We start from the raw sequence: 22,510 nt of genomic DNA on the forward strand, positions 1-22,510 counted from the left end.
TACCTTGACCTAAAGTGAGGTTTAGCAATTACGATGAAAAAATCAACAACAAAGGAGGCCCAGATGCCTGCGATCCTCGAACATACGAATTACACCGTGTCCGACCCTGCCGCCACCGCCGCATGGATGGAAAAGCTGTTTGGCTGGCACATCCGCTGGCAAGGCGATGCCATGGCGGGCGGGCATACGGTTCATGTGGGCACTGACGATCATTACCTGGCGCTTTACACCCCCGGCACCCCGGCCAGCGAAGCGACCTTCAGTTACACCCGTGTCGCCGGCCTGAACCATATCGCGGTCGTCGTCGACGATCTGGACGGCACCGAAACCGCCATCAGGGCGCATGGGTTCAAGACCGGAAATCACGCCGATTACGAACCCGGACGGCGTTTCTATTTCCACGACGATGACGGCATCGAATACGAGGTCGTGGCCTACAACTGATCCCCTCTGCCGCCGATCCTGCGCTGCCCCCCTTGCAATCGGCGGCAACTTTGGGTCACTTGGAGTCCAAGCAAAGCAACCAAGGCCGCTCCCGGTATCAAACCGGGGTGCGGCCCTCCTTACGTGGACGGACGGCCCATGGAAAAGATCCCGATGACCCGCGCGGGTCACACCGCACTGGAAACCGAACTCAAGCAGCTGAAGAGCATTGAGCGCCCCGCCATCATCAAGGCGATTGCAGAAGCGCGCGAGCATGGCGACCTGTCGGAAAATGCCGAGTACCATTCCGCCAAGGAAAAGCAGTCCTTCATCGAAGGCCGCATCAAGGAGCTTGAGGGCGTGATCTCGCTCGCCGATGTGATCGACCCCGCGAAAATGTCCGGCCCGATCAAGTTCGGCGCAACCGTGACACTGGTCGACGAAGACACGGACGAGGAAAAGACCTATCAGATCGTGGGTGAGTACGAGGCCAAGATCGAGAATGGCCTGCTGAACATCAAATCGCCCATCGCCCGCGCCCTCATCGGCAAGGAAGAAGGCGATTCGGTCGAAGTGCGCACACCAGGGGGCGAAAAATCCTATGAGGTTCTCAAGATCGTCTATGCCTGACAGGGGGCTGCGGCATGACTGACGCGCCCGAATCCGCTGCCGGCACCGAAACGTCCGAGACCGCCAAACCGGCGGCCAGGGCGCCCCGGGTGACCCCCTTGGGAATTTACGACAAGCCAAAGCCCGATGCGATCACCTCGATCGAGGTGATTGCCATCGCGCTGAGTGCTGTCTGGCTTCTGGGGGCCGGTATTTTCTTTGTATTTGTCAGCTCCGAGCCGGAAACGCAGGCGGAATCCGGCGGGTTCCGGTTTCTGATGACCATGCTGGCAGTCTTCATGCCGGTTGCGATGATCTGGGTTTCGGCGACGGCGGCGCGCGCCAGCCGCGTGATGCGCGAGGAAAGCCAGCGCCTGCAATCGGCCATCGACGCGATCCGCCAGTCCTACATCGCGCAGCAGCAGGGCATGCATATGCGCACCGAACCCTCGGTCGCGCGCAAACTTGATGAAATCGCCGCCGCCGCCCGCAAGACCGAAACCGCGCTGGCGACCTTTCAGTCGCGCCGCGATGAGCGGATGCGCCTCGCCCCCCTTGCCCCCGCGCCACAGGTCGATGACCAGCCGACACTGGCACTGGGCACCCAGGCCAGCGACATGATGCCGCTTCTGTCGAACGAAGACTTCATCCGCGCCCTCAATTTTCCCGAAACCGCCGAGGACGAGACCGGCTTCGCCTCCCTGCGCCGGGCCTTGAAGGACCGCGCTGCCAAACAGCTGATCCAGGCCGCGCAGGATGTGCTGACCCTGCTCAGCCAGGACGGCATCTATATGGACGACCTGCGCCCCGACCGGGCGCGCCCCGAAGTCTGGCGGCAATTCGCGCAGGGCGCGCGCGGCCGTCCGATTGCGGCACTGGGCGGCATCCGGGACAGATCGTCGCTGGCGCTGAGCAATGCACGGATGAAGCAGGACCCGATCTTTCGCGATGCCGCGCATCACTTCCTGCGTCGCTTTGACAAGACCTTCGCCGCCTTCGAGCAACAGGCATCGGACGGAGAGATTTCAGCCCTCGCCGACACCCGCACCGCGCGGGCCTTCATGCTGCTGGGCCGCTGCGCGGGGACGTTTGACTGACCCTTGAACAGGGTTTGATCGCTGGGTTACCCCTACATCCCGAAACTCCCGTAAGGAATGAACCGCACCATGTCCCCCGGCGCCACCTCTGCCACCGGTTCGGGCAGTTCCACCAGCCCTTCCGCCCAGCTTAACCCGCTGATCCGCCCCGACCCTTCGGAGGCAAAGACCTCGGCCCGCCCGTCCCGCATGCGCGCCCGCAGATATTCCCGGCGCCCCGCCTTCTTGCGCTTGGTGAATCCGGCGGGCACGTCGAAACCCTGGGGCACCGGCCAGCTTTCCCCGGCCAGGACCGCCAGCGCGGGCCGCGCAAAGATCAGGGTACAGACCAAAGCCGCAACCGGGTTGCCCGGCAGGCCAAAGACCGGTTTGCCCTGCCACATGCCCAGGGCCAGCGGACGCCCCGGCTTGACAGCGATGCGCCACAGCCCCATCGCCCCCGCCTCTTCCAGCAGGGCCGAGACGTGATCCTCATCCCCGGCAGAGGCGCCGCCGCTGGTCAGGATCACATCCACCTGCCCCGCCGCATCATCGAGCACCCCGCGCAGCGCCGCCCTGTCGTCACCCACCTGCCCCAGATCGACCGGCTGATGGCCAAAGCGCTGCAACATGGCCAGCAGCATCGGGCGGTTCGCATCGAAGATCTGCCCGTCGGAGGCCGGATTTCCCGCAGCGACCAGTTCATCACCCGTTGACAGCACACCGACCCGCAGCGCGGCCCGCACCGCAACTTCGGCATTTCCCGTAGCCGCCAAAAGGGCCAGGTCGGGGGCGGTGATGCGCCGACCCGCGCGCAGGACCGGATCACCCGCCTGCACATCCTCACCCGCCCTGCGCGTGTTGGACCCTGCCTTGACCGGCCCCTGAAAAGTCACCTCTGCACCGTCAAGCACCACGTCCTCTTGCAGGACAACGGTATCGACCCCCTGCGGAAGGGCCGCCCCCGTCAACACGCGGATCGCCTGCCCCTCGGCCACCACGCCGGGGCGGTCCCCTGCCGCTGCACGCCCTTTGGCCAGGGTCAGGCGATGGCTGCCTGCGCCACGCGCGCCTGCGAAACCATAGCCATCCACGGCCGTATTGGGCAGCGGCGGGTTCGCCCGCAAGGCGGCAACATCCGCTGCGGCAACCCGGTGCATCGCCTGATCAAGGGGAACAATCTGCAGCGGTGTGACCACCTGCATCCGCGCTTTCAGATGCGCCAGGGCCTCCTCCACCGGGGTCCAATGCACCCCCGGCGGCAAGGCAAAACAATCGTTGCGCAGGGGCGGCGGTGCAGTGCCTGCCTGCGCCGCCGCGATCAGCTCATCGCGTATCCGCGCGCCCAGTATCCAGGCCTCCTCGCCCGCCTCATCCGGCAGATCCGCCATATCCGCCGCCAGCCGGTCGGGCGGCAATTTGGCCAGCGCATTGGCCAGCAGCCGCACCTGTTCGCGGTCCCGGATGGCATCGGCCCCCCGTGCCTGCATCGCACCCCGCACCGCCTGTTCCACCAGACCGGGCCAGATTTCCGCCAGGACAACAGCCGCGCCGCTGATATCCTCCAGCGGCCAGGCGCGCGCGCCGCAGGCCCTGCGCAGCCGCGCCAGCACCGGCAGCCCCATCATGACCTGCCCGCCCACCGTCGGGGGGAAAGCCATCTGGAAACAGGAGGAAGCGGCATTTGCCACGATGTCCGTGACACGCCTTTCGGCGACTTCATCGAAGCGGACGCCCTGCTTGCGATAGGGCACGCCGGGCCATCTGTCGCGGTGCGATTTCCCCCAGAAGGGGCCGGGGCCGCTGAAAAGCGCGTTCAGGCGCTCGGCCACCTCATAACGGTTGTTGTCGCCCGAGGCATCCTCGCTGATCTGGCTCTCGAACCAGTCCCACAGGGCCAGCGTGCCCTTGTTGCCGACAACCTTCCGGGCAAACCCCTTTGGATAGCCAAAGGGGAAGTCGAACCCCAGCAACAGCCGCCGCCCCGCCGCCACCTCCTGCGCAATCAATGCGCGCAAGTGGCCTTCCGCCTCCTGCCTGCTGCGACAGTAAAGCGGTGCCTGCTCCACCCCTGCGCGGTTGACCCCGATCCAGATCGCATCCTTTGACGGATGTGCCGGGGCGCGCTTTCCAGCGGACCAGTCGACAACGGCAAATGTATCGAACGCCGTCACAGCCCGACCTCGGCCAGGATGAAATCGGCGATGGCGCTTGTGTCATTGAGGTCAAAGACCGGCCGGTCGAGGTCGAGCGGCACATCGCTGGCCACTGCCCGCACGGTCGGATCCTCCGGCGCGATCAGGGGGTTGCCCGTTTCGGCGCGATGCGCCTCCACCTTGGGATGAGCATCGCGCTTGTAGCCTTCGATCAGCACCAGATCGACCGGCGACAACCGCGCCAGCAGCGCTTCCAGCGTCGGTTCCGCCTCGGCGCGCAGCTCATGCATCAGTGCAAAGCGGTTGCGCGATGCCAGCATCACCTCGGTCGCGCCTGCAACACGGTGACGGTGGCTGTCCTTGCCTTCGTGGTCCACGTCGAAGGAATGGTGCGCGTGCTTGACCGTGGAGACGCGCAGGCCCCGCCCGGTGATTTCGGTTACCAGCCGTTCCATCAACCCGGTCTTGCCCGCGTTCTTCCACCCGACAACGCCGTATAACTTCATAACATTGCCTCGGCCCGCTGCAGGTCTTCGGGCGTATTGATGTTAAAGAACGCCGCCTCATCCGGGAACAACGCTTCGCGCCCGTCGTGGCGCGCTGTCCACTGCACAACCTTGCGCATGCCGTCTTGAAGTGATGCACGAAGATCGTCGCGTAACCCCACAGGCCATAAGCCAAAAGTCGGGTGCCGCGCATGGCCCCGCTCAGGATCAGGCGTCGCGGCCAGCACCAGCGGCTGCGCCATCCCCTCGCTTGCCAGCAACAGCTGCGGAACCAGATCGCAGGGAAAGAACGGCGTGTCGGCGGCGGCGGTCACGATCGTATCCGCCCCCCGTTCCGCCGCCCAGTCCAGCCCGGCCAGAACCCCCGCCAGGGGGCCTGCGAAACCGTCGATACTGTCGGGCAGAACCGGCAGCCCAAGCGCCGCAAAGCGGGCTGCATCGCCATTGGCATTCAGCGCCAGATCAGCGACCTGCGGCGACAGCCGCCCGATCACCCGGTCCAGCACGCTCTGCCCGCCCAGCCGCAACAACCCCTTGTCGCCGCCACCCATGCGCGTGGCTTGTCCGCCTGCCAGGATCACGCCGAGAGGTTGCTTCATGTCGCAGCCTCATGCCACCGGACCACATCCCTCACACCCTTCGCCACCAGCATCGCTCCGACGCCACCGCCGGGGACCAGCATGCCCGCAAAGTGCAATGCGTAGCTCTCGGTCATGATGCGGCCTTCCGCCCGGAGCGCCTCGGCTCATCGGCCACAGTTTCCGGATCCACATCCCGCACCAGACGTTCCGCACCGCTCAGGCAGATGAACCGCCGCCCCTTAAGCCGCCCGATCAGGGTCAGCCCGACCTGCCGCGCAATCTCCACGCCCCAGGCGGTAAAGCCCGAGCGTGACACCAGCACCGGGATGCCCATCATCGCCGTCTTGATCACCATTTCGGAGGTCAGCCTGCCGGTGGTGTAAAGTATCTTGTCCGCCCCATCGACGCCCTCGGACAGCATCCAGCCCGCAATCTTGTCCACCGCATTGTGGCGCCCGACATCCTCCATATAGACCAGTGCGCGCTGCCCCTGGCACAACACGGTGCCATGGATCGCACCCGCCGTGAGGTACAGGCTGGGCGTCCGGTTGATCCGGGCGGAAAGCGCATAAAGTGCAGAGGTCGTCACCGGCGTCTGCGGCAGATGTACCTGGTCCAGCCCCTCCATCATGTCACCAAAGACGGTGCCGACCGCACAGCCCGACGTCCGCGTCTTGCGGCGCATCTTGTCTTCGAAATCGGTTTCGACAGCGGTGCGGACCACCACGGTTTCCAGCTCTTCGTCATAATCCACGCCGGTGATCTCATCGCCCAAGCGCAGCATCTGCTGATTGCGCAGGAATCCCAGCGCCAGATACTTGGGATAATCCCCGATGGTCATCGCGGTGACGATCTCCTGACGGTTGAGGTAGATGGTCAGCGGGCGCTCCTCCACCACGCGGATGTCGGTCTCGACCCCGTTCTGGTCCGTGCCGCGCACCGCCCGTGTCAAACGATCCGCCGCAGGATCGGGCGCGATCAGGAAATCAGACAAATCCGGGTTCTGGGCCAATTGTATCCCCTTTTGTAACAGGTTACCCCTGTCTGCATAATCTAGGGGTATCCCATGACCATCACCACCACCAAATCCGCCTATCTGAAGGGCATCGCCGACGGTGCCCCCTTCATTCTGGTGATCATTCCCTTTGCCGCGCTCTTTGGCCTGCTGGCCACCGAAGCCGGTCTTTCGGTGATCGAGGCGCTGTCCTTTTCCGTGGTGGTCATTGCCGGGGCCGCGCAGTTCACCGCCCTGCAGCTGATGCAGGAACAGGCCCCGACGGTGATCGTCCTGTGCTCTGCCCTTGCGGTGAATCTGCGCATGGCGATGTATTCCGCCTCTCTTACCCCCTGGATCGGGGGCGCGCCGCTGTGGCAGCGCGCGCTGGCGGCCTATCTGACAGTCGATCAATCCTATGTCATCGCGATGGCCCAATACGAAAAGGCGCCAAAGATGACGATCCCGCAGCGGATGGGATATTTCTTTGGGGCGGTCACGCCGATCGTGCCGCTGTGGTATTTCTTTACCTTCATCGGTGCCTACCTTGGCGCCCGGGTGCCGGACGGCCTGGCGCTTGATTTTGCGATTCCGATTACATTTCTCGCGATGATCGCGCCGATGTTCCGCACGCTGGCCCATGTGGTTGCGGCCTTTGTCGCTGTTGTCGTCAGCCTGTTCGCGACCGGCATACCCTATTCGCTGGGCGTCATCGTCGCCGGCTTGATCGGCATGATGGCAGGCGCAGAGGTCGAGCGCCGGATGAAGCGCCGCGCGGGAGGTCCGACATGATCGACAAGACAACACTCTGGATCGTGATCATCGGGCTGGGGCTGGGCAGCTTCTTCTTGCGATTCGTCTTTACCGGGCTGGTCGGCAACCGGGCGATGCCGGAATGGTTGCTGCGGCACCTGCGTTACACCGCTGTTGCCGTATTGCCTGCCCTGGTGGCACCCCAGGTCCTCTGGCCGAATGCAACCGGGGGCGAGTTCGACCCCGCACGGCTGGCGGCAGCGACGGTCACGCTGGCGGTGGGCGTTCTGACCAAGAATGTCATCGGTGCCATCCTCTCAGGAGCGGCAACGCTGTACGGTCTGCTCTATCTGCTGGGGTAGCGGTTAATCCGCGACGACAATGCCCGCCTTGACCGCGTCGGTCACATGGCCTTCGTCATCTTCGAAGTAGCGGGTTGTGGTCACACCGGGGCGTTTTGCAATCTGTTCCATGAACTGCGCAGGGTAGAAGGTGGTTTCGATGTCACCAAAGCCCGGAACCTTCTTGAGCAGGGAGGTGGTGGCATTGGCGCAATAGGCACCGGGCACAGCGCCATTCGCCTGGACCAGCCGCAGGGCGGTTTCCGCCTGCTCGGGTGTCACGATCATTTCCTGGGTGACCACATGAAATGTCTCACGCGCATGGGCGGATTTATAGGCCTGGATCCAGGACGGTGTCATGCCATAAAGCACATCGCCGCGTTCGACGACGCGTTCGTCGCGGAATGACCCCGCCGGGTCGAAGATGACCTGCTGGGAGCCATTGACCAGCAAGGCGGTATGACCGCCCTTGCCGGTGCGGTTGTTGATCATCGTGAAGACGGTGATTTTCTTGGGGCCCGGCGCCTGATAGGCGGCCGCGGCCACTGCTTCCGGCGGGCTGTCGGGGCTTGTGTCAGCCGCGCAACCGGCAAGAAGGGCGGCGCAAACAAGGCCGGTCAACAGGCGTTTCACTAAAGAAATCTCCGATACTGGTCACATATGCCTGGCATCACCGGATGCCGCAGCGCTTCAGCGGATGAAGATCGCCATCAGCACCAGCAGCAGCAGAATGATGATTCCGGTGCGGGTCACAAAGGACATGAAAGATGCAAAGGTCTGTTCCTGCACCTTGATGTCCATGCTGCCATGTTCGTGATCGGCCATATCAATCGGTCCCTCGTTTCAATGTTTGCGGCTGACTACCCTATTCAAACCGTCCTGTCACGACCCCATAGTGGCTCAGGGTCAGGTTGTCGCGGCGCTGTTGTCCGCATCATTCTCCAGGTCCTGGACCAGCCGGAAGCCGATCCGGTTGGGTTCGGCATCCTCGACCGCTTTCGGCAGCGCCCGCAGGATCACGTTCAACTGGCTGACATGCTGGATATGCTGCATTCTTCCGCCCACCGGATCGGCGCCGTAAAAGGTGATGATATCGGGATCGAAATAGCCCATGCCCACGATCCGCAGCACCCCGGCATCAGCCCCGGTAAAGCCCATCGCGACCTCGTGATCGCTGTCCAGCTGCTCTTCGAATTTCTTGAGATAAAGGACAATGCGCTCATAGGCCCATTGGGCCGGTGATTTCTGCTCCATGGGCTGACCGCTGACCGCACCGGGCACCGGCTGGTCCTGCGCGCGGGCCGTCTCGGGGTCCATGTGAACCTCATAGCGGCGCGGCAGCGCGTCGGCCTCATAGGCTTCGGCGGCGGTCTTGATCTCGTTGTCCATGTTCACACCTTGCTCTGGTACACCCAGGCCCCGTCCTGCTGCCGCAGCGCGCGGGTGGCGTGGCCTGTCTGGTATAGGTGGCTCAGATGGGCAACGGCTTCAACCAGGGCGAGGCCATATTCGCCCTCGCCGATCTTGCGCTTGAACAGCGGCGGGAAACATTCCGACGCGGATCTGGGGGTCGCGATGTAATCCATCAGACGTTTCAATGCGCCGTGATGATTCTCGATCAGTTGCTCCATCCGCTTGGGCAGGCCGGTAAAGGGCAGTTTGTGTCCACCCAGCACCAGATGATCGGCCCGCGCCAGCGGGGCCAGCCGCTCGCAGGCCTCAAGCCATTCGCCAATCGGATCCGCCATCGGCTCGGTTGCATAGACACCGACATTCGGGCTGATGGAGGGCAATATCTGATCCCCTGCGATCACCAGGTTGTCATCCCTGCTCCAGAAGGTCGCATGCTCCGGGGCATGGCCATTGCCGATGTGCACATCCCAGGTGCGCCCGCCCATGACAATGGTGTCGTCCTGCCTGATCCGGGTGTAGCCCAGCGGCATCGGGTCGACCACATCGGCAAAGTTGAAGGGCCGGTCGTTGCTCCGTTTCTCCAGCAGCTCGCTGTGCATGCCCGACTGGCGGTAAAAGCTCAGCGTTTCAGCCGGGGCCACTTCCTGCGTGTCGAGGGTCAGCATCCGCGCCGTCAGCCAGGCGGTACGCGTGGTCACCAGCTCGGCGCCGTGTTCGGTCTGGAACCATCCGGCGAGGCCCACGTGATCGGGGTGGTGATGCGTTACCACCACCCGGCTGACAGGTTTGCCCCCCAGCGGGCCCGCCAATGCCTCTGCCCAGATCGCCTTGGATTTCTTCGACGAAAACCCGGTGTCGATGATGGTCCAGCTGTCACCTTCATCCAGCGCATAGATGTTCACGTGATCCAGCTTCATCGGCAGCGGCATCCGAAGCCAGAGCACGCCGGGCGCAACCTCGATCGCGGCGGTGCCATGTTCGGGCGGCGTCTCCCAGGGATAGCGCAGGCCGGCGGGTGCAATATCAGCCATTACGCCACCAGATCGTCGGCTGTGACGGCAAAGAGATCGGCCGCGCCCGCCTGGGCATGGGTCAGCAGCCCGCCATATTCCGGCATGATCCGCTGGATATAGAACCGCGCAAGGCGTTCGCGCGGCCCGCCCTTGTCGGCCATGGCGGCCTTGAGGTGCAGATGCCCCCCCAGCACCCGCGCAAAGGCCCGCAGATAGGGCACAGCCCCGGCAAAGCGCGCCTGCATGTCATCCTGCGCCACCAGCCAGTCGGTCGCCTCGCGCAGGCTTTCGCAGGCCTGCCAGACCGCATCGGCCATGTTGGGAAAGCTGTCGCGCGCCCGTTCGATATCCGCTTCCATCTCGTCCAGCAGCGCGCCCGCCGCATCGCCGCCGTCCATCATCTTGCGGCCCACCAGATCCATCGCCTGAATGCCGTTGGTGCCCTCGTAGATCGCGGTGACCCGCACGTCGCGGGCGAATTGCGCGGCACCGGTTTCCTCGACAAAGCCCATGCCGCCGTGGACCTGCACGCCGGTCTGGGCAACCTCGTTGCCCACGTCGGTGCCAAAGGCCTTGGCAATCGGGGTCAGCAGCGCTGCCCGCGCCTTCCAGGCGGCGTCGCCGGTGGCATTGGTCATGTCGATGGCATGGGCACAGGACATGGCGATGGCCCGCGCGACATAGATGTCGGCCTTCATGGTCGCCAGCATCCGGCGCACATCGGCATGGTCGATGATCGTACCCTTGCCGCCCTGCCTGCGTTCCTGCGCATAGGCCAGCGCGTGCTGATAGGCACCTTCCGCCACGCCCACGCCCTGCCCGCCGACACCCAGACGCGCGTTGTTCATCATGGTGAACATCGCGGCCATGCCGCCCTGTTCCGGCCCCACCATCCAGCCGGTGGCACCGGCGTATTCCATCACGGCAGTGGGCGAGCCATGCAGGCCCAGCTTGTGCTCCAGGCTGACGACCTTCAGATCATTGCGCCTGCCCGGGTTGCCATCGGCATCCGGCAGGAACTTCGGCACCAGAAACAGGCTGATCCCCTTGGTCCCCGCAGGGGCGCCGGGCAGACGCGCCAGCACCAGGTGGCAGACGTTCTCGGCAAAGTCGTTGTCACCCCAGGAGATGTAGATCTTCTGCCCGGTGATCGCATAGGTGCCGTCGCCCTTGTCCTCGGCCCTGGTCGACAGCGCGCCCACGTCCGAACCGGCCTGCGGTTCGGTCAGGTTCATCGTGCCGGTCCATTCGCCCGAGATCAGCTTGGGCAGGTAAAGTGCCTTGAGTGCGTCAGAGGCATGATGCTCCAGCGCCTCGATCTGGCCCTGGCTCATCAGCGGGGCCAGTTGCAGCGACAGGCAGGCGCCGCTCATCATCTCGTTCACGGCGGTGTTCAATGTCATCGGCAGGCCCATGCCGCCATGCTCCGGGTCCGCCGTTATGCCGATCCAGCCCCCCTCCGCGATGGCGCGAAACCCCTCGGCAAAGCCGGGTGAGGTGCGCACGACCCCGTTTTCAAGCCTGGCCGGATGCAGGTCGCCGGGGCGCTGCAGCGGTGCCAGCACGGCGTCGCACATCTTGCCCGCCTCGGAGAGGATGGCACGGGTGACATCCTCTGTCGCCTCCGCAAAACGCGCTGTGGCGCGCAGGGCCTCCGTGTCCAGGATGTGTTCGATCAGAAAGGCAAATTCATCTGTGGCAGCTTGGTATGGCATGTCTATCCTCTCCCGACTGGGGCGCAGCGGCTTGGCAACCCCGTCCCCACCCTGCTATGGGCAGGTCCGTAGTGCCGTCAACATGAAGCGCGGCACCCTGCCCCGCAACCCAAAACGCAGCGTCATCAGCACCCATGGCCGATCAGTCAGAGATCCTGCAATTCGACACGGACGGCATCGCCAGGGCCGCAGCACTTCTGTCCTCCGGGCAGTTGGTCGCCTTCCCGACCGAGACGGTCTATGGGCTGGGCGCGGATGCGCGTGACGGGGATGCCGTGGCGCGGGTCTATGCGGCCAAGGGCCGGCCCGGTTTCAATCCGCTGATCGCCCATCTGGCGGATGCCGGACTGGCCCGCAGCTATGTGCAATGGTCCGACATGGCGGAAATCCTGGCAACCGCATTCTGGCCGGGACCGCTGACGCTGGTCCTGCCGCTGAAACCCGGTCACGGGCTTTCAACGCTGGTGACCGCGGGCCTGGACACGGTGGCCCTGCGGGTGCCTGCCCATCCCGCAGCCCATGCGCTGCTGGAGGCTTTCGGCGGCCCGGTGGCGGCCCCTTCGGCCAATCCATCGGGTCGGATCAGCCCGACCACGGCTGCACATGTCTTGGCCGGTTTGTCGGGGCGCATCGCAGCGGTGCTGGACGATGGCCCCTGCACGGTGGGTCTGGAAAGTACCATCATCGGCCTGGATGGCCCGGCCCCCACCCTGCTGCGCGCAGGCGGGCTGCCGCAGGAGGCCGTGGAAGCGGCCCTTGGCCGGCCGCTGTCGGTTGTGAGCGGCGCAGAGGTGATTGCGCCGGGGCAGCTTGCCTCCCACTACGCGCCGCGCGCGCGGGTCCGGCTGAATGCCACATCGGCAGAGGCCGAAGAGGTGCTGCTGGGGTTCGGCCCGGTGGACGGGGTGCTGAACCTCTCCCCGACCGGTGATCTGGTGGCGGCGGCAAGCCATCTGTTTGACCATTTGCACCAGCTAGACGCCATGAACCGCCCCATCGCGGTGGCTCCGATCCCCGATCACGGGCTGGGCCGTGCCATCAACGACAGGCTGCGCCGCGCCGCCGCCCCACGTTAAGAGATTGCGGAAGAAATCCCGGGGTCAGGCCCTGCCTGCCGTCGCCGACAGGCCCAGGGGATCGACACCCAGCGATTTCAGCGCCGCGGACCATTTACGCTCGTCCGGCAGGTCGAACACCGTTTCTTGCGTTGCCTCGCAGGTCAGCCAGCCATTCTGGGCAATCTCGCCCTCCAGCTGGTCAGGCCCCCAACCGGAATAACCCAGCATCAACTGCGCCTTTTCGGGCCCCTTGCCTGCGGCGATGTCCTCAAGCACATCAAGCGTCGCCGTCACGGCAAAAGCACCTGCGATGTTCATGGTCTGCATGGCAGAGCGGTATTCCGGCGAATGCAGCACGAAACCGCGACCGGTCTCCACCGGCCCGCCGATATGCACCCGCAGGTCGAACTGCGCCGGGGCTGTGGGGGTCTCGATCTGGTCCAGCACATCGGACAGCGCCATGTCCGCCGCGGGCTTGTTGACGATCAGCCCCATCGCCCCCTTTTCCGAATGATCGGCGACAAAAATCACCGCATGGGCAAAGCGGGGGTCGCCCATGCCGGGCATCGCAACAAGAAGTTTTCCGGTCAGGTTCATCGGCTACGGCATGTCATTACAGGTGATTTCAGCCTTTACGATGCCCAAGCAGGCAGGCTGTGGCAAGGGGTGGATCAAATGTCGGTGACCTTGCCCGAAACATGGATGATGCAAACGTGACTTGGCAGGGGCGCGCGCTTGGGCCATTGAAAGGGCATGATCAAACATCTTGCATCCGCGCTGGCCCTTTGTCTGGCAACCGCCTTGCCGGGGCTCGCCCAGACCGGAATCGGCACGCCCGTTACAGCGGAAATCCTGCCCGGATGGGTCAAGGCGGACGGCAGCCGCGTCGCGGCGATCAGGTTCAAACTGGCACCGGGCTGGAAGACCTACTGGCGCGCGCCCGGCGATGCCGGCATCCCACCGCAATTCGACTGGTCGCAGTCGGACAATCTGCGCGGCGTCGGCATCACCTGGCCGGCACCGAAAGTATTCCACGAAGGCGGGGTACGTACCATCGGCTACAAGGACGAGCTGGTGCTGCCGATCACCCTTGCCCCGCGCAACGCCGGCAAGCCGATGCGCCTGACGGCAACCCTGGATTTCGGCGTTTGCAGCGACATCTGCGTGCCGCAGCAACTGGAAGTCTCTGCCATGCTGGACGGCACGGACAGCAGGCCGACACCGGCCATTGCAGCGGCCCTCGCCGCACGCGCCTATTCGGGGTCGGAGGCCGGCGTCCGTTCCGCCACCTGCAGCTTGCGGCCAACGGCAAACGGGCTTGAGATCGAGACGCGGCTGGATATGCCCCGCGCCGGCAAAAGCGAACTGGTGGTGATCGAACCCGGCCAGCCCGGCCTCTGGGCGGGCGAGATGGACAGCACAAGGTCCGGCGGAACGCTGACGGCAAGGGGCGCATTGTCCGCGATGTCGGGGGGCACAATGGCAATCGACAGATCGGCCATCACCATCACCGTATTGGGCGACAATCAGGCCATAGAAATCCGCGGCTGCACACCCGGCTAAAGCGCGCCTTGGATTCAACTTGAATCGCCGATAACCTGCCGCGCTTCGCGCTCTCGGGACATCGGCGATACGGAGTGTATCAGGTTAAAGGCGGGACGCTAAAGGTGTCTGAGGTCAGCTGGCGGCCGCCTTCGCCCGCCTGCCCGACAGGGCGAAATAAAGCGCGCCGGTGACGTAACCTGCCAGCGCAATCACCCCGGCCCCGATCACGAACAACAGCAGCGCACCCTGGATCCCGCCCATGGCAAAGGGAACCAGCCCGGCAACCGTCGGCTGCACGCTGCCCTGCCAGACCGCCCAGCCCAGCGTCAGACCACCCCAGGCCAGCACCAGCAGCCAAAGCGCGATCATCCCCAGCCGCAGGCTGCGCAGCGGCGCCCGCAGGCCGCGCCGCATCGCGGTCACCTGCAACGCCACATCCTGCTGGGCCGCCACCAATGCGGGCACCACAAGAAGCACCAGCAACATGCCAAAGCCCAGCCCATAGACCAGCGTGATCACCGTGGGCTTGAGAAACTGCGCCTGCTGGCTTTGCTCATAAAGCAGCGGCGCCATGCCCAGCACCGTGGTCAGCGTGGTCAGCATCACGGGCCGCAGCCGATCTGCCGCGCCGTCGATGATCGAGGGGACCAGCCCCCGCGTTTCGGCATATTCGTCGATGGTCGTCACCAGCACGATGGAATCATTGATGATGATCCCCGTCATGCCCAGCAGCCCTACCACCGTGAACATGCTCAGCGGCACATCCCACAGCGCGTGGCCATAGATCGCCCCGACCAGCCCGAAGGGGATGATCGCCATCACCACCAGGGGCCGGGTCCAGCTGCCAAAGATCCATGCCAATACCAGGTAGATGCCCGTCAGAACCAGAATCAGCCCGGTCAGCGCGTCGCTGAGGAATTCGCTTTCCTGTTCGCTCAGCCCGGACAGGCGGAACTCGACCTGCTGTTCCGAGGCGATGCGCGGCAGGATGACCTCCTGCAGGGCCTGCTGGATCTCTGTCGCGCGGGCAGCATCGTCTTCCGAGATATCGCCGGTCACCGAGATCAGCCTGATCCCGTTCTCGCGCCGCACCGTGCTGAAACCGGTCCGCCGCGCCACGCTGACGATATCGGCCAGCGGCACATAAAGCCCCTCCGGCGTGCGCATCTGGGTCCGGTCCAGAAAATCCGCCGTCAGCTCGCCCTCGGTCAGTTCCACCCGGATCGCGGCAGAGCGCGGACCATCGGGATAGGTCGCCGCTTCGATCCCGGCCAGGCGATTGCGCAGCACCCGCCCCAGCGTATCGATGGTAAAGCCCAGCGCCTGCCCCTGCGGGGTCAGATCGAGGATCAGCTCTTCCTTGTCATAGGCCAGGTTGTCCTCGACCGCGCTGACCTCGGGATAGCGTCGCAATGCATTCTTCAGGTCTTCCGCCGCAGCCTTGAGCCTTTCGGTACTGGCCCCGTAGAATTGCACGTCCAGCGCATCGCCGCCCGGTCCTGACCGCCAGCCGCGAAAGCTGACGGTTTCAGCCAGCGGATGGTTCACCACCCGGTCCTGCAATTCTCCCACGAAGGCAAAGCTGGAATAGGGGCGCAGATCGGCGTCGATCAATTCGATGGAGATGCCGCCCAGCAGATCCGCATCCTTGTTATCCGCCCCTGCCAGGCCGCGCCCCGAGGTGCCGCCGATCTGTGCCATCACATAGTCCAGCGGATTGGCCCCGTAGCGCGCCTCATATTCCGCACCCAGGGCTTCGGTCGCGCGCTGCATCTCGCGCATCATCTCCATCGTGTCGGCGCGGCTGGCCCCCTCTGCCATGGCAAAACTGCCCGACACGGAGCCCTGCTCCGGCGAATTGAAGAACCGCCATTGCACCGATCCGTTGATAAACAGCGTGATCTGCGACGCCAGCACCACGACCACACCCGCCAGCACGACATAGCGGGCGGCGATCACCCCGGCCATGAAGGGGCGGAAGAGCCGGTCGCGCATGAACTCGAACCCGCGGTTCACCACCCGGCTGGGCAGATCGTACCAATGTTCCCTGGCCGCCGCGCGCATCGCATGTGCCATGTGGTTGGGCAGGATCAGGAAACATTCAACCAGCGACGCGGCCAGAACGGCAATCACGGTAAAGGGGATATCCTGGATCAGGTCACCGAACCGGCCCCCGACAACAACCAGCCCGTAAAAGGCGATGATGGTCGTCAGGGTGGCGGCAAAAACCGGCATCGCCATCCGCCGCGCGGCATTCTCCGCCGCTTGCAAGGCACTTTCCCCGGCCCGGTAGCGCTGATCGGCATATTCGCCCACCACGATGGCATCGTCGACCACGATGCCCAGCGTGATGATCAGCCCGAAAAGCGAGATCATGTTGAAGGTGAGCCCGCCTGCATACATCAGCGCGATGGCCGCCCCCATCGCCACCGGAATGCCAGCCGCCACCCAGAAGGCGGTGCGCGCGTTCAGGAACAGGAACAGCAGCAGCACGACCAGCCCCAGCCCCATAAGACCATTGTCGATCAGCAGGTCCAGCCGCCCGGTGATCGCCTCCGCCCGGGTGCGGATCAATTCGACGGTGACATTTGCGGGCAGGCTGGCCGACAGCTCTGCCGCCACCTCCTCGACCGTGGCCTGGATGCCGATGGCATCACCCCCGTCAGAGCGGTCCACCCGGACCGAAACGGCGGGATTGGCACCGACGAAGTAGGATTGCATCCGGTCCACCCCTTCGCTGCGCACGGTCGCCAGGTCACCGATGGTCAGCTTGGAGCCATCGGCGTTGGAACGCAGGACGATCCCCGAAATCTCCTGTGCGCTGCGTTTGGCGGTGCCGGTGCGGACCCTTGCATTGGCCCCGGTGACATCCCCTGCCGGGTCCGCATCGACTTCGGAGGCGATGGCAGCGGCAATATCGGCCATGGATATGTCAAAGGCGATCAGCTTGGCGGAAGGCACCTCGACCAGCGTCTGTGGTGCCGCGATCCCCTGGATCGACGTGCGGGTGACACCACGGGCGAACAGCCGGGTCACGAATTCATCGGCAAACCGGCCCAGCTGTTCGGGGGCAATGGGGCCGGTGATGACCACATCTGTCACCCGGTCGCGCCAGGCCCCGCGCCGGACATTGGGGTCTTCCGCCTCCTCCGGCAGGGTGGTGATGGCGTCCACCGCCGTCTGAACGTCCGTGGCCGCGCGCGCCATGTCCCAGCCCGGCTCGAAATCCAGCGCGACAGTCCCGCGCCCTTCATGCGACGTGCTTTCGGAGCTTTCGACACCCTCAACCGCCAGCAGCGCCGGTTCCAGCACCTGCACGATTGCGGCATCCACATCCTCGGCTCCCGCCCCGTCCCAGACCGTGGTGACAGTGACGTTGTCGACAATCACATCGGGGAAGAACTGCGCGCGCATGTTCGGCGCGGCAGCGGCCCCCGCAACCAGCAGCAGGACCAGCAGAAGGTTCGCTGCCGTGCGGTGCCGCACGAAGTAGGACAGCAGCCCCCCGGCCTTGCCCGTGATCGCGCGGGCCATACCCTAGCCCCCCATCCGGCTTTCCAGCCGCGCCACCATGCCGGCAGGGACACGCGGTTCCGACAGCCGTGCCAAGACCCGTTCCTTTGCCTCCTGCGGCATCGCGCTGCTGGCCTCGACAAAGGCCACCAATCGCGCGCGGCGCTCTTCACTCAGCTCCAGCATATCCGCCGCCTCATCCGGCTGTGGTTGCGGCAATGCCCGGTCAAGGGGTTTGACGGCAATGCCTGCACCCAGCAGGGGCGAGCGTTCGCTCACGACCTGGCGGCCCTCGACCGGCCCCCTGACCAGCACGTCGTCACCCTGGCGGCGCAGCAATTCCACCGGCACCTGTTCCAGCCTGTTGCCGTCGCCCAGCACCAGCACGCTGTCACCGGCATCCAGCGCGGAAGCGGGCAATTTCACCACGTTCTGCAGCACCGGCTCTGCCACCCGGACGGTGACGAAATCGCCGGTCTTGAACCCGGCGGCATTCTCCAGCGCGGCAAAGATCAGACGCCCCGTCGCCCCCTCGCCCGCAGCGGCACTGGCCCGGCTGATGCGGCCCCGCGCCTCCAGGTCGACACCGGCCACATCCAGCGTCACGGTGACATCGCTGCGGATCAACCGGCCCTCATCGTCCAGCAGGCGGGCATATTGCGCCGTGGACAAGCGAAACGACACCTCCAGATCATCGGGGTCGATCAACTGGGCCAGCTGCTCATTGGCAGAGGCCAGGCGCCCCACCACCACGGAAGTGGCCGAAAGCGTGCCGGAAAACGGCGCTTCGATCGTCGTGTCGTCCAGACGGCGCTCTGCCTCTGCCAGGGCGATCCTTGCCCGTTGCAGGCTGGTCGCGGATTGATCCACCCGCGCCTCGGCCGCTGCAACCGCCTGCCGGGAGGAGATCACCGCCAGCCGGGCGGTCGATGCGGCCAGTTCGGCGGTTTCCGTTGCGGTGGCGGTGCTGACGCCCCGCTCCCCCAGATCCTGTTGCCGGTCAAAGGCACGGTCGCGCAGGGCGGCCTGCTCTTCGGCAGCAGTGAGAGAATCCCGTGCCAGCACCAGCGCCCGTTCCGCATCGCGCTGTTCGGCCTGCGCATCGGCGATATCGCTGGCAGCCCGGTCCACCGCCGCCTGCGCATCGCTGGGGTCAAGCCGCACCAGTACCTGCCCGGCCTCGACCGCGCCGCCATCCTCGAAATCTTCCGCCAGTTCAACGACCCGCCCGCCGACAGCGGCGCGCAGTTCCAGCAGACGGCGGCTTTGCAGCGCGCCGAAGGTTTCCAGCACCGGAGCGATGTCCGTCGCCTCGGCCAGCATCACATTGACGGAAAACACCCGTTCGCGCGCGGGCGGTGTCCGGGGTTCCTGCGCAAGACGTTCCTGCAGCGCACTGCCGACCAGATAGACGGCAAACACCAAAAGCCCCAGCGTCGCCGCCGCGAGGAAAAGGCCGATCATACTCTGTCTGAGAAACCGCATGCAGATCCGATCCGAAAATGACTGAGACGAGAGAGCTATACCCTAGTTCGCAGTCGAAAAATACAATTCACACCCCTGATACGCAGCTGCGAAACCTTTCCGTCGCTGCCACCAGGTAGAATGTCGCGCAGCCTTGATCCGGTACATCCGATTTTCTGAATCGCATCAACGGGCCGCATCCTGCAATTCTGACCCGAACGACAAGTATCTCTGGCCCGGACCGGCCCTTTGGTGACGAGGGCGTCAGCGTCGGCAGTGCGGAATTTACTGCCGTCGATGAAAAGCACCCAGGCCCGGAACAAGCCGAAGGCGCCGGGCCATCGCCTGCCCGTTGTCCCGTTCCGGGTCAGCGATGAGGTAAAAGCCATCTTCGCGCGACCTCATACAACCACAAATAAACCGGGCAGATCAGCCTTGCTTGCCGAACAGCCCGCCAAGGGCACGTTTGATGATGCTCCGCACCCTGGGGCGTTTCGACGGGGTAAAGGGCAAGGGGCGGCACACCTCCATCGCTGCCACACCGACGCGCGCGGTCAGCGCCCCGTTGACCAGCCCCTCGCCAAAGCGCCGGCTGAGCTTGCCCAGCAGCGATCCGCCCAGGATCGGTTCCAGCATGTCGTCGCCCACGGCCACCGCACCCGTCGCCACAAGATGCGACAGCACCGCACGGGTCAGCCGCCATGAGCCGAAAAAACCCGAGCGGCCGCCGTAGATTTCCGCAATCCGGCGGATCATCCGCAGGTTCGATGTCAGCGCCGCGGCCACATCGGCCAGCGCCAGCGGCACCAGCGCCGTCACCGTCGCCACCTGCCGCGCCGCCGCCTCGACCTCGCGGCTGGCGGCAAGGTCGAGCGGGCCAAGCAGTTCGGCCTCGGTCAGTGCCAGCAGACCCTGTGCATCCAGCTGGTCCCCCCGCAGTTCCGCCAGCCTGTCCCGGCCCCAGCGGGTGTCCTCGCGGCCCTTGTAGAGCGCGACCATCCGGTCTGTGACGGCCCGCGCGGCCCCCAGATCAGCCTGCGCCAGCGCCTGTGCCGCATCATGGCGCAGCCCGTCGAGCCGGGCCAGACGGCCAAAGGCAGCCATTTCGCGCAGGCAAAGCAGCGACAGGACCAAAAGGAAGGCCGCGACCAGCACCGTCATCGCCCAGCCCAGCAGCGGATATTGCGCCATCAACCCGGTGATGAAACTCCACGCCGCGATGGAGACCGCAGCCCCCACCAGCGCCGTTGCCAGCCACCAGAACAGCCGCACCAACAACGAGGGGCGCCGCGCGGCAAGCTGGGCAGCGATCTGCATCGCCTGCCCCTTTGGCGCCGGGTCCGACAGATCCGGCACCGGCGGCGCTTCGGCCACCTGCGGGCGCGGTGCCGCGTCTTCGTCGAGTTCAAACAGAACCGGGCCCCTGGCCATCACCTTGCCTCCTGTTGCCAGTCATAGCGAATGTCGGGCAGGCCCTCGTCATTGGCCTCGCCCTGTGTCCGCAACGCTTCACGGAACCCATGCCGCAGGTAGAACCGCTGCGCGCCGGTATTGGCCTGAAAGGTCCAGAGCGTCAGCGCCGGTGCCGCGGCCTGTGCCTGCCGCAGCAGATCGCTGCCAACACCCTGTCCCCGTGCCGCCCGCGCGACATATAGCGCATGCAGTTGGGCAGCGTCGCGCGCGGCAAAGCCCAGAACCTCATCCACCCCCACGGCCAGGGTCACCCAGCCAAGGTCGATCATATCCGCCGCATGGGCCAGATCCTGCGCCCGGCTGTGGATGCGGGGCATCCAGGGGGTCGTGTCCACGAATTCGGACAGGATCATCCCCACCGCCCCCGCATCGACGGGCCGTGCCGCGCGCAGCCGGATCACAGCCGGTCCCCGAACAGGAATTCCGCCGCCCGGTCCAGCCGGATATGCGGCGGCCCGTCGCCGGGACGCAACGCCAGCGGGGCCGGTGCAAACCGCATGATCTGGTAGTCCTGATCCAGCCAGCTTTCCGCCCCGCTGCGCGCAGGCGTCAGCAGATGTGCGGGGTCCGAAGGCAGGTCACCGGGATAGAATGCCGCCTCCTTGCCGGTCTCCAGCAGGGTGCCGCGCACCACGCCCAGATCTTCGCCCTGATGTTTCATCATGTCTTCGGTCGTGGCCCGCAGCGAAGCGATGGCCATGGCGGCGGTCCCCGCACCTGCATATTGCGCCCGGTCCCGCGCCTCGCGGGTCAGCGCCTCCATGATCGCGGTCAGTTTGGGATGCTGGCTGTGATGCAGATGATCGGCCTTGGTGGCGGCAAAGAGGATCTTCTCCACCCGCTTGCCACCCAGCAGGCTGCTCAGGAACCGGTTGCGGCCGGGCCTGAAGGCGCCCAACGTCTCGCCTATGGCGCCGCGCAGGTCCTCCACCGCCTGTGGCCCCTGATGGATCGCACCCAGCGCATCCACCAGAACGATCTGGCGGTCGATGCGCGCAAAATGATCCCGGAAAAACGGCCGCACCACGCGGGATTTGTAAGCCTCGAACCGGCGCGCCATCTCGCGGTGAAGCGAACCGCGCGAAGACGCCCCCTCAACCGGAATCGGGGCAAAGGTAAGCACGGGGCTGCCCGCAAGATCGCCAGGCAGCAGAAACCGCCCCGGCGTGCAGTCGGAAAACCCCGCCGCGCGGGCCTGAACCAGATAATCGCCAAAAAGCCGGGCAAGCTCCTGCGCCAGCGGCTCGTCATGTTTGCCCTCGGGATCGACGTTGCGCGCGCGCGCCATGAATTCGGCAGCCGAAGGCCGCGCCGCGATCCGCTCCAGGGTCTCGCGCGACCAATCTTCGAAACTGCGCTCCATCAGCCCCAGATCCAGCAGCCATTCGCCGGGGTAATCGACAATATCCAGATGGATGGTGCGCGGCCCCTGCAAACCTGCCAGCAAACCGGTGGGCCGCACCTTCAGCGACAGGCGCAATTCGGAAATCGCGCGGGTGCTGTCGGGCCAATGGGGCGCAGGGCCGGTCAGCGCGGCCAGATGGGATTCATATTCGAAACGCGGCACGGTGTCGTCGGGCTGGGGCTGCAGGAACGCGGCCTGAATCCGCCCCTCCCGCGCGGCAACCAGACCGGGCATGCGGCCACGGTCCAGCAGGTTCGCCACCAGCGAGGTGATAAAGACCGTCTTGCCGGACCGCGCCAGCCCGGTCACGCCCAGCCGGATTACGGGCTCCATGAACGTCTCCGACACCGCGTCCTGCACATTTTCGACCTGACGCCAGATGCCGTCCGCGATCCGCCCGATGACCAATGCCTTGCCCGTCCCTTCGTTGCTGGGTGTAACATAGGGTCGCGACGCAGGGATTGCCAGATGG

At 65.2% G+C, this 22,510-nt stretch carries 22 protein-coding genes; 7 read left to right on the forward strand and 15 right to left on the reverse strand.

The annotated features are described in order from the left end of the window. Window positions 1–63 precede the first annotated feature (63 nt). The 3 genes from O4H53_RS03050 (at window position 64) to O4H53_RS03060 (ending at window position 2,129) form a co-directional block, all read left to right on the forward strand. The gene (locus O4H53_RS03050) at window positions 64–444 is read left to right on the forward strand and encodes a VOC family protein (RefSeq protein ID WP_269361304.1); all 381 of its coding nucleotides are present in this window, start codon (window positions 64–66) and stop codon (window positions 442–444) included. 138 nt (window positions 445–582) lie between these two features. Then, a complete protein-coding gene (gene greA / locus O4H53_RS03055) occupies window positions 583–1,053 on the forward strand; it encodes a transcription elongation factor GreA (RefSeq protein ID WP_269361305.1) in 471 nt (156 codons plus the stop codon). A gap of 14 nt (window positions 1,054–1,067) precedes the next feature. After that, window positions 1,068–2,129 carry a hypothetical protein gene (locus O4H53_RS03060; protein ID WP_269361308.1) on the forward strand — a complete coding sequence of 354 codons (1,062 nt, stop codon included), beginning with the start codon at window positions 1,068–1,070 and terminating at the stop codon, window positions 2,127–2,129. Between the two features lie 32 nt (window positions 2,130–2,161). Here the strand turns inward: O4H53_RS03060 and O4H53_RS03065 are convergent, their stop codons facing one another. The 4 genes from O4H53_RS03065 to O4H53_RS03080 form a co-directional block, all read right to left on the reverse strand. After that, window positions 2,162–4,282, reverse strand: a complete 2,121-nt coding sequence (locus O4H53_RS03065) for a molybdenum cofactor synthesis domain-containing protein (protein ID WP_269361310.1) — start codon at window positions 4,280–4,282, stop codon at window positions 2,162–2,164. Further along, window positions 4,279–4,770 (reverse strand): molybdopterin-guanine dinucleotide biosynthesis protein B, encoded by a 492-nt coding sequence (mobB, locus tag O4H53_RS03070; RefSeq protein ID WP_114275207.1) that lies wholly within the window; start codon window positions 4,768–4,770, stop codon window positions 4,279–4,281. The genes O4H53_RS03065 and mobB overlap by 4 nt, the downstream gene beginning before the upstream one ends. After that, window positions 4,767–5,369, reverse strand: coding sequence for a molybdenum cofactor guanylyltransferase MobA (mobA, locus tag O4H53_RS03075; RefSeq protein ID WP_269361311.1), 603 nt, complete (start codon window positions 5,367–5,369; stop codon window positions 4,767–4,769). The genes mobB and mobA overlap by 4 nt, the downstream gene beginning before the upstream one ends. 112 nt (window positions 5,370–5,481) lie before the next feature. Next, on the reverse strand, window positions 5,482–6,363 hold the full coding sequence (locus tag O4H53_RS03080) for a formate dehydrogenase accessory sulfurtransferase FdhD (protein ID WP_269361313.1): 882 nt from the start codon (window positions 6,361–6,363) through the stop codon (window positions 5,482–5,484). Between the two features lie 54 nt (window positions 6,364–6,417). Between O4H53_RS03080 and O4H53_RS03085 the strand changes: the two genes are divergently transcribed. After that, window positions 6,418–7,137, forward strand: a complete 720-nt coding sequence (locus tag O4H53_RS03085) for an AzlC family ABC transporter permease (RefSeq protein WP_269361315.1) — start codon at window positions 6,418–6,420, stop codon at window positions 7,135–7,137. Further along, window positions 7,134–7,460 (forward strand): AzlD domain-containing protein, encoded by a 327-nt coding sequence (locus O4H53_RS03090; RefSeq protein ID WP_269361316.1) that lies wholly within the window; start codon window positions 7,134–7,136, stop codon window positions 7,458–7,460. Before O4H53_RS03085 ends, O4H53_RS03090 begins: the two co-directional genes overlap by 4 nt. A gap of 3 nt (window positions 7,461–7,463) precedes the next feature. On the opposite strand, the gene O4H53_RS03095 is transcribed toward O4H53_RS03090, so the two are convergent. From O4H53_RS03095 to O4H53_RS03115, 5 genes are all read right to left on the reverse strand, one after another. After that, entirely contained in the window at window positions 7,464–8,072 is a 609-nt protein-coding gene (locus O4H53_RS03095) for a hypothetical protein (protein WP_114275211.1), read from the reverse strand. Window positions 8,073–8,129: 57 nt separating this feature from the next. Further along, entirely contained in the window at window positions 8,130–8,264 is a 135-nt protein-coding gene (locus tag O4H53_RS03100; RefSeq protein ID WP_269361319.1) for an aa3-type cytochrome c oxidase subunit IV, read from the reverse strand. A gap of 81 nt (window positions 8,265–8,345) precedes the next feature. Next, window positions 8,346–8,828 (reverse strand): DUF6173 family protein, encoded by a 483-nt coding sequence (locus O4H53_RS03105; protein ID WP_269361321.1) that lies wholly within the window; start codon window positions 8,826–8,828, stop codon window positions 8,346–8,348. Window positions 8,829–8,830: 2 nt separating this feature from the next. Then, complete coding sequence (locus O4H53_RS03110; protein ID WP_269361323.1) at window positions 8,831–9,883, reverse strand: MBL fold metallo-hydrolase; 1,053 nt, start codon at window positions 9,881–9,883, stop codon at window positions 8,831–8,833. Next, entirely contained in the window at window positions 9,883–11,580 is a 1,698-nt protein-coding gene (locus O4H53_RS03115; RefSeq protein WP_269361324.1) for an acyl-CoA dehydrogenase, read from the reverse strand. The genes O4H53_RS03110 and O4H53_RS03115 overlap by 1 nt, the downstream gene beginning before the upstream one ends. 134 nt (window positions 11,581–11,714) lie before the next feature. On the opposite strand from O4H53_RS03115, the gene O4H53_RS03120 reads away from it, so the two are divergent. Further along, the gene (locus tag O4H53_RS03120; protein WP_269361326.1) at window positions 11,715–12,656 is read left to right on the forward strand and encodes an L-threonylcarbamoyladenylate synthase; all 942 of its coding nucleotides are present in this window, start codon (window positions 11,715–11,717) and stop codon (window positions 12,654–12,656) included. A 24-nt stretch (window positions 12,657–12,680) separates the two neighbouring features. Here the strand turns inward: O4H53_RS03120 and O4H53_RS03125 are convergent, their stop codons facing one another. Beyond that, window positions 12,681–13,235, reverse strand: a complete 555-nt coding sequence (locus O4H53_RS03125) for a YqgE/AlgH family protein (protein WP_269361328.1) — start codon at window positions 13,233–13,235, stop codon at window positions 12,681–12,683. Between the two features lie 156 nt (window positions 13,236–13,391). Between O4H53_RS03125 and O4H53_RS03130 the strand changes: the two genes are divergently transcribed. After that, the gene (locus O4H53_RS03130; protein WP_269361330.1) at window positions 13,392–14,201 is read left to right on the forward strand and encodes a protein-disulfide reductase DsbD domain-containing protein; all 810 of its coding nucleotides are present in this window, start codon (window positions 13,392–13,394) and stop codon (window positions 14,199–14,201) included. A gap of 114 nt (window positions 14,202–14,315) precedes the next feature. Here O4H53_RS03130 and O4H53_RS03135 read toward each other — a convergent pair whose 3' ends face one another. The 5 genes from O4H53_RS03135 to O4H53_RS03155 all read right to left on the reverse strand — a co-directional run bounded on the left by O4H53_RS03135 (window position 14,316) and on the right by O4H53_RS03155 (window position 22,446). Next, window positions 14,316–17,717: an efflux RND transporter permease subunit gene (locus O4H53_RS03135; protein ID WP_269361331.1), complete on the reverse strand. Its 3,402-nt coding sequence runs from the start codon at window positions 17,715–17,717 to the stop codon at window positions 14,316–14,318. 3 nt (window positions 17,718–17,720) lie between these two features. Next, window positions 17,721–19,181: an efflux RND transporter periplasmic adaptor subunit gene (locus O4H53_RS03140; protein ID WP_269361332.1), complete on the reverse strand. Its 1,461-nt coding sequence runs from the start codon at window positions 19,179–19,181 to the stop codon at window positions 17,721–17,723. Between the two features lie 408 nt (window positions 19,182–19,589). Continuing rightward, entirely contained in the window at window positions 19,590–20,591 is a 1,002-nt protein-coding gene (locus tag O4H53_RS03145; protein WP_269361334.1) for a YcjF family protein, read from the reverse strand. Beyond that, window positions 20,591–21,034, reverse strand: a complete 444-nt coding sequence (locus O4H53_RS03150; protein WP_331284214.1) for a GNAT family N-acetyltransferase — start codon at window positions 21,032–21,034, stop codon at window positions 20,591–20,593. The genes O4H53_RS03145 and O4H53_RS03150 overlap by 1 nt, the downstream gene beginning before the upstream one ends. Next, window positions 21,031–22,446: a YcjX family protein gene (locus tag O4H53_RS03155; protein ID WP_269361336.1), complete on the reverse strand. Its 1,416-nt coding sequence runs from the start codon at window positions 22,444–22,446 to the stop codon at window positions 21,031–21,033. Before O4H53_RS03155 ends, O4H53_RS03150 begins: the two co-directional genes overlap by 4 nt. Between the last annotated feature and the right edge of the window lie 64 nt (window positions 22,447–22,510).

Origin of the sequence: Sulfitobacter sp. G21635-S1, assembly GCF_027213915.1 — a bacterium.
Lineage (GTDB): Bacteria > Pseudomonadota > Alphaproteobacteria > Rhodobacterales > Rhodobacteraceae > Sulfitobacter.

Bases quoted from the DNA above. Each gene is read 5' to 3' on its own strand.
- O4H53_RS03050 (WP_269361304.1), top strand. From the start codon at position 64: ATGCCTGCGATCCTCGAACATACGAATTACACCGTGTCCGACCCTGCC.
- greA (WP_269361305.1), top strand. From the start codon at position 583: ATGGAAAAGATCCCGATGACCCGCGCGGGTCACACCGCACTGGAAACC.
- O4H53_RS03060 (WP_269361308.1), top strand. From the start codon at position 1,068: ATGACTGACGCGCCCGAATCCGCTGCCGGCACCGAAACGTCCGAGACC.
- mobB (WP_114275207.1), bottom strand. From the start codon at position 4,770: ATGAAGTTATACGGCGTTGTCGGGTGGAAGAACGCGGGCAAGACCGGG.
- mobA (WP_269361311.1), bottom strand. From the start codon at position 5,369: ATGAAGCAACCTCTCGGCGTGATCCTGGCAGGCGGACAAGCCACGCGC.
- O4H53_RS03085 (WP_269361315.1), top strand. From the start codon at position 6,418: ATGACCATCACCACCACCAAATCCGCCTATCTGAAGGGCATCGCCGAC.
- O4H53_RS03090 (WP_269361316.1), top strand. From the start codon at position 7,134: ATGATCGACAAGACAACACTCTGGATCGTGATCATCGGGCTGGGGCTG.
- O4H53_RS03100 (WP_269361319.1), bottom strand. From the start codon at position 8,264: ATGGCCGATCACGAACATGGCAGCATGGACATCAAGGTGCAGGAACAG.
- O4H53_RS03105 (WP_269361321.1), bottom strand. From the start codon at position 8,828: ATGGACAACGAGATCAAGACCGCCGCCGAAGCCTATGAGGCCGACGCG.
- O4H53_RS03110 (WP_269361323.1), bottom strand. From the start codon at position 9,883: ATGGCTGATATTGCACCCGCCGGCCTGCGCTATCCCTGGGAGACGCCG.
- O4H53_RS03115 (WP_269361324.1), bottom strand. From the start codon at position 11,580: ATGCCATACCAAGCTGCCACAGATGAATTTGCCTTTCTGATCGAACAC.
- O4H53_RS03120 (WP_269361326.1), top strand. From the start codon at position 11,715: ATGGCCGATCAGTCAGAGATCCTGCAATTCGACACGGACGGCATCGCC.
- O4H53_RS03125 (WP_269361328.1), bottom strand. From the start codon at position 13,235: ATGAACCTGACCGGAAAACTTCTTGTTGCGATGCCCGGCATGGGCGAC.
- O4H53_RS03130 (WP_269361330.1), top strand. From the start codon at position 13,392: ATGATCAAACATCTTGCATCCGCGCTGGCCCTTTGTCTGGCAACCGCC.
- O4H53_RS03135 (WP_269361331.1), bottom strand. From the start codon at position 17,717: ATGGCCCGCGCGATCACGGGCAAGGCCGGGGGGCTGCTGTCCTACTTC.
- O4H53_RS03140 (WP_269361332.1), bottom strand. From the start codon at position 19,181: ATGCGGTTTCTCAGACAGAGTATGATCGGCCTTTTCCTCGCGGCGGCG.
- O4H53_RS03145 (WP_269361334.1), bottom strand. From the start codon at position 20,591: ATGGCCAGGGGCCCGGTTCTGTTTGAACTCGACGAAGACGCGGCACCG.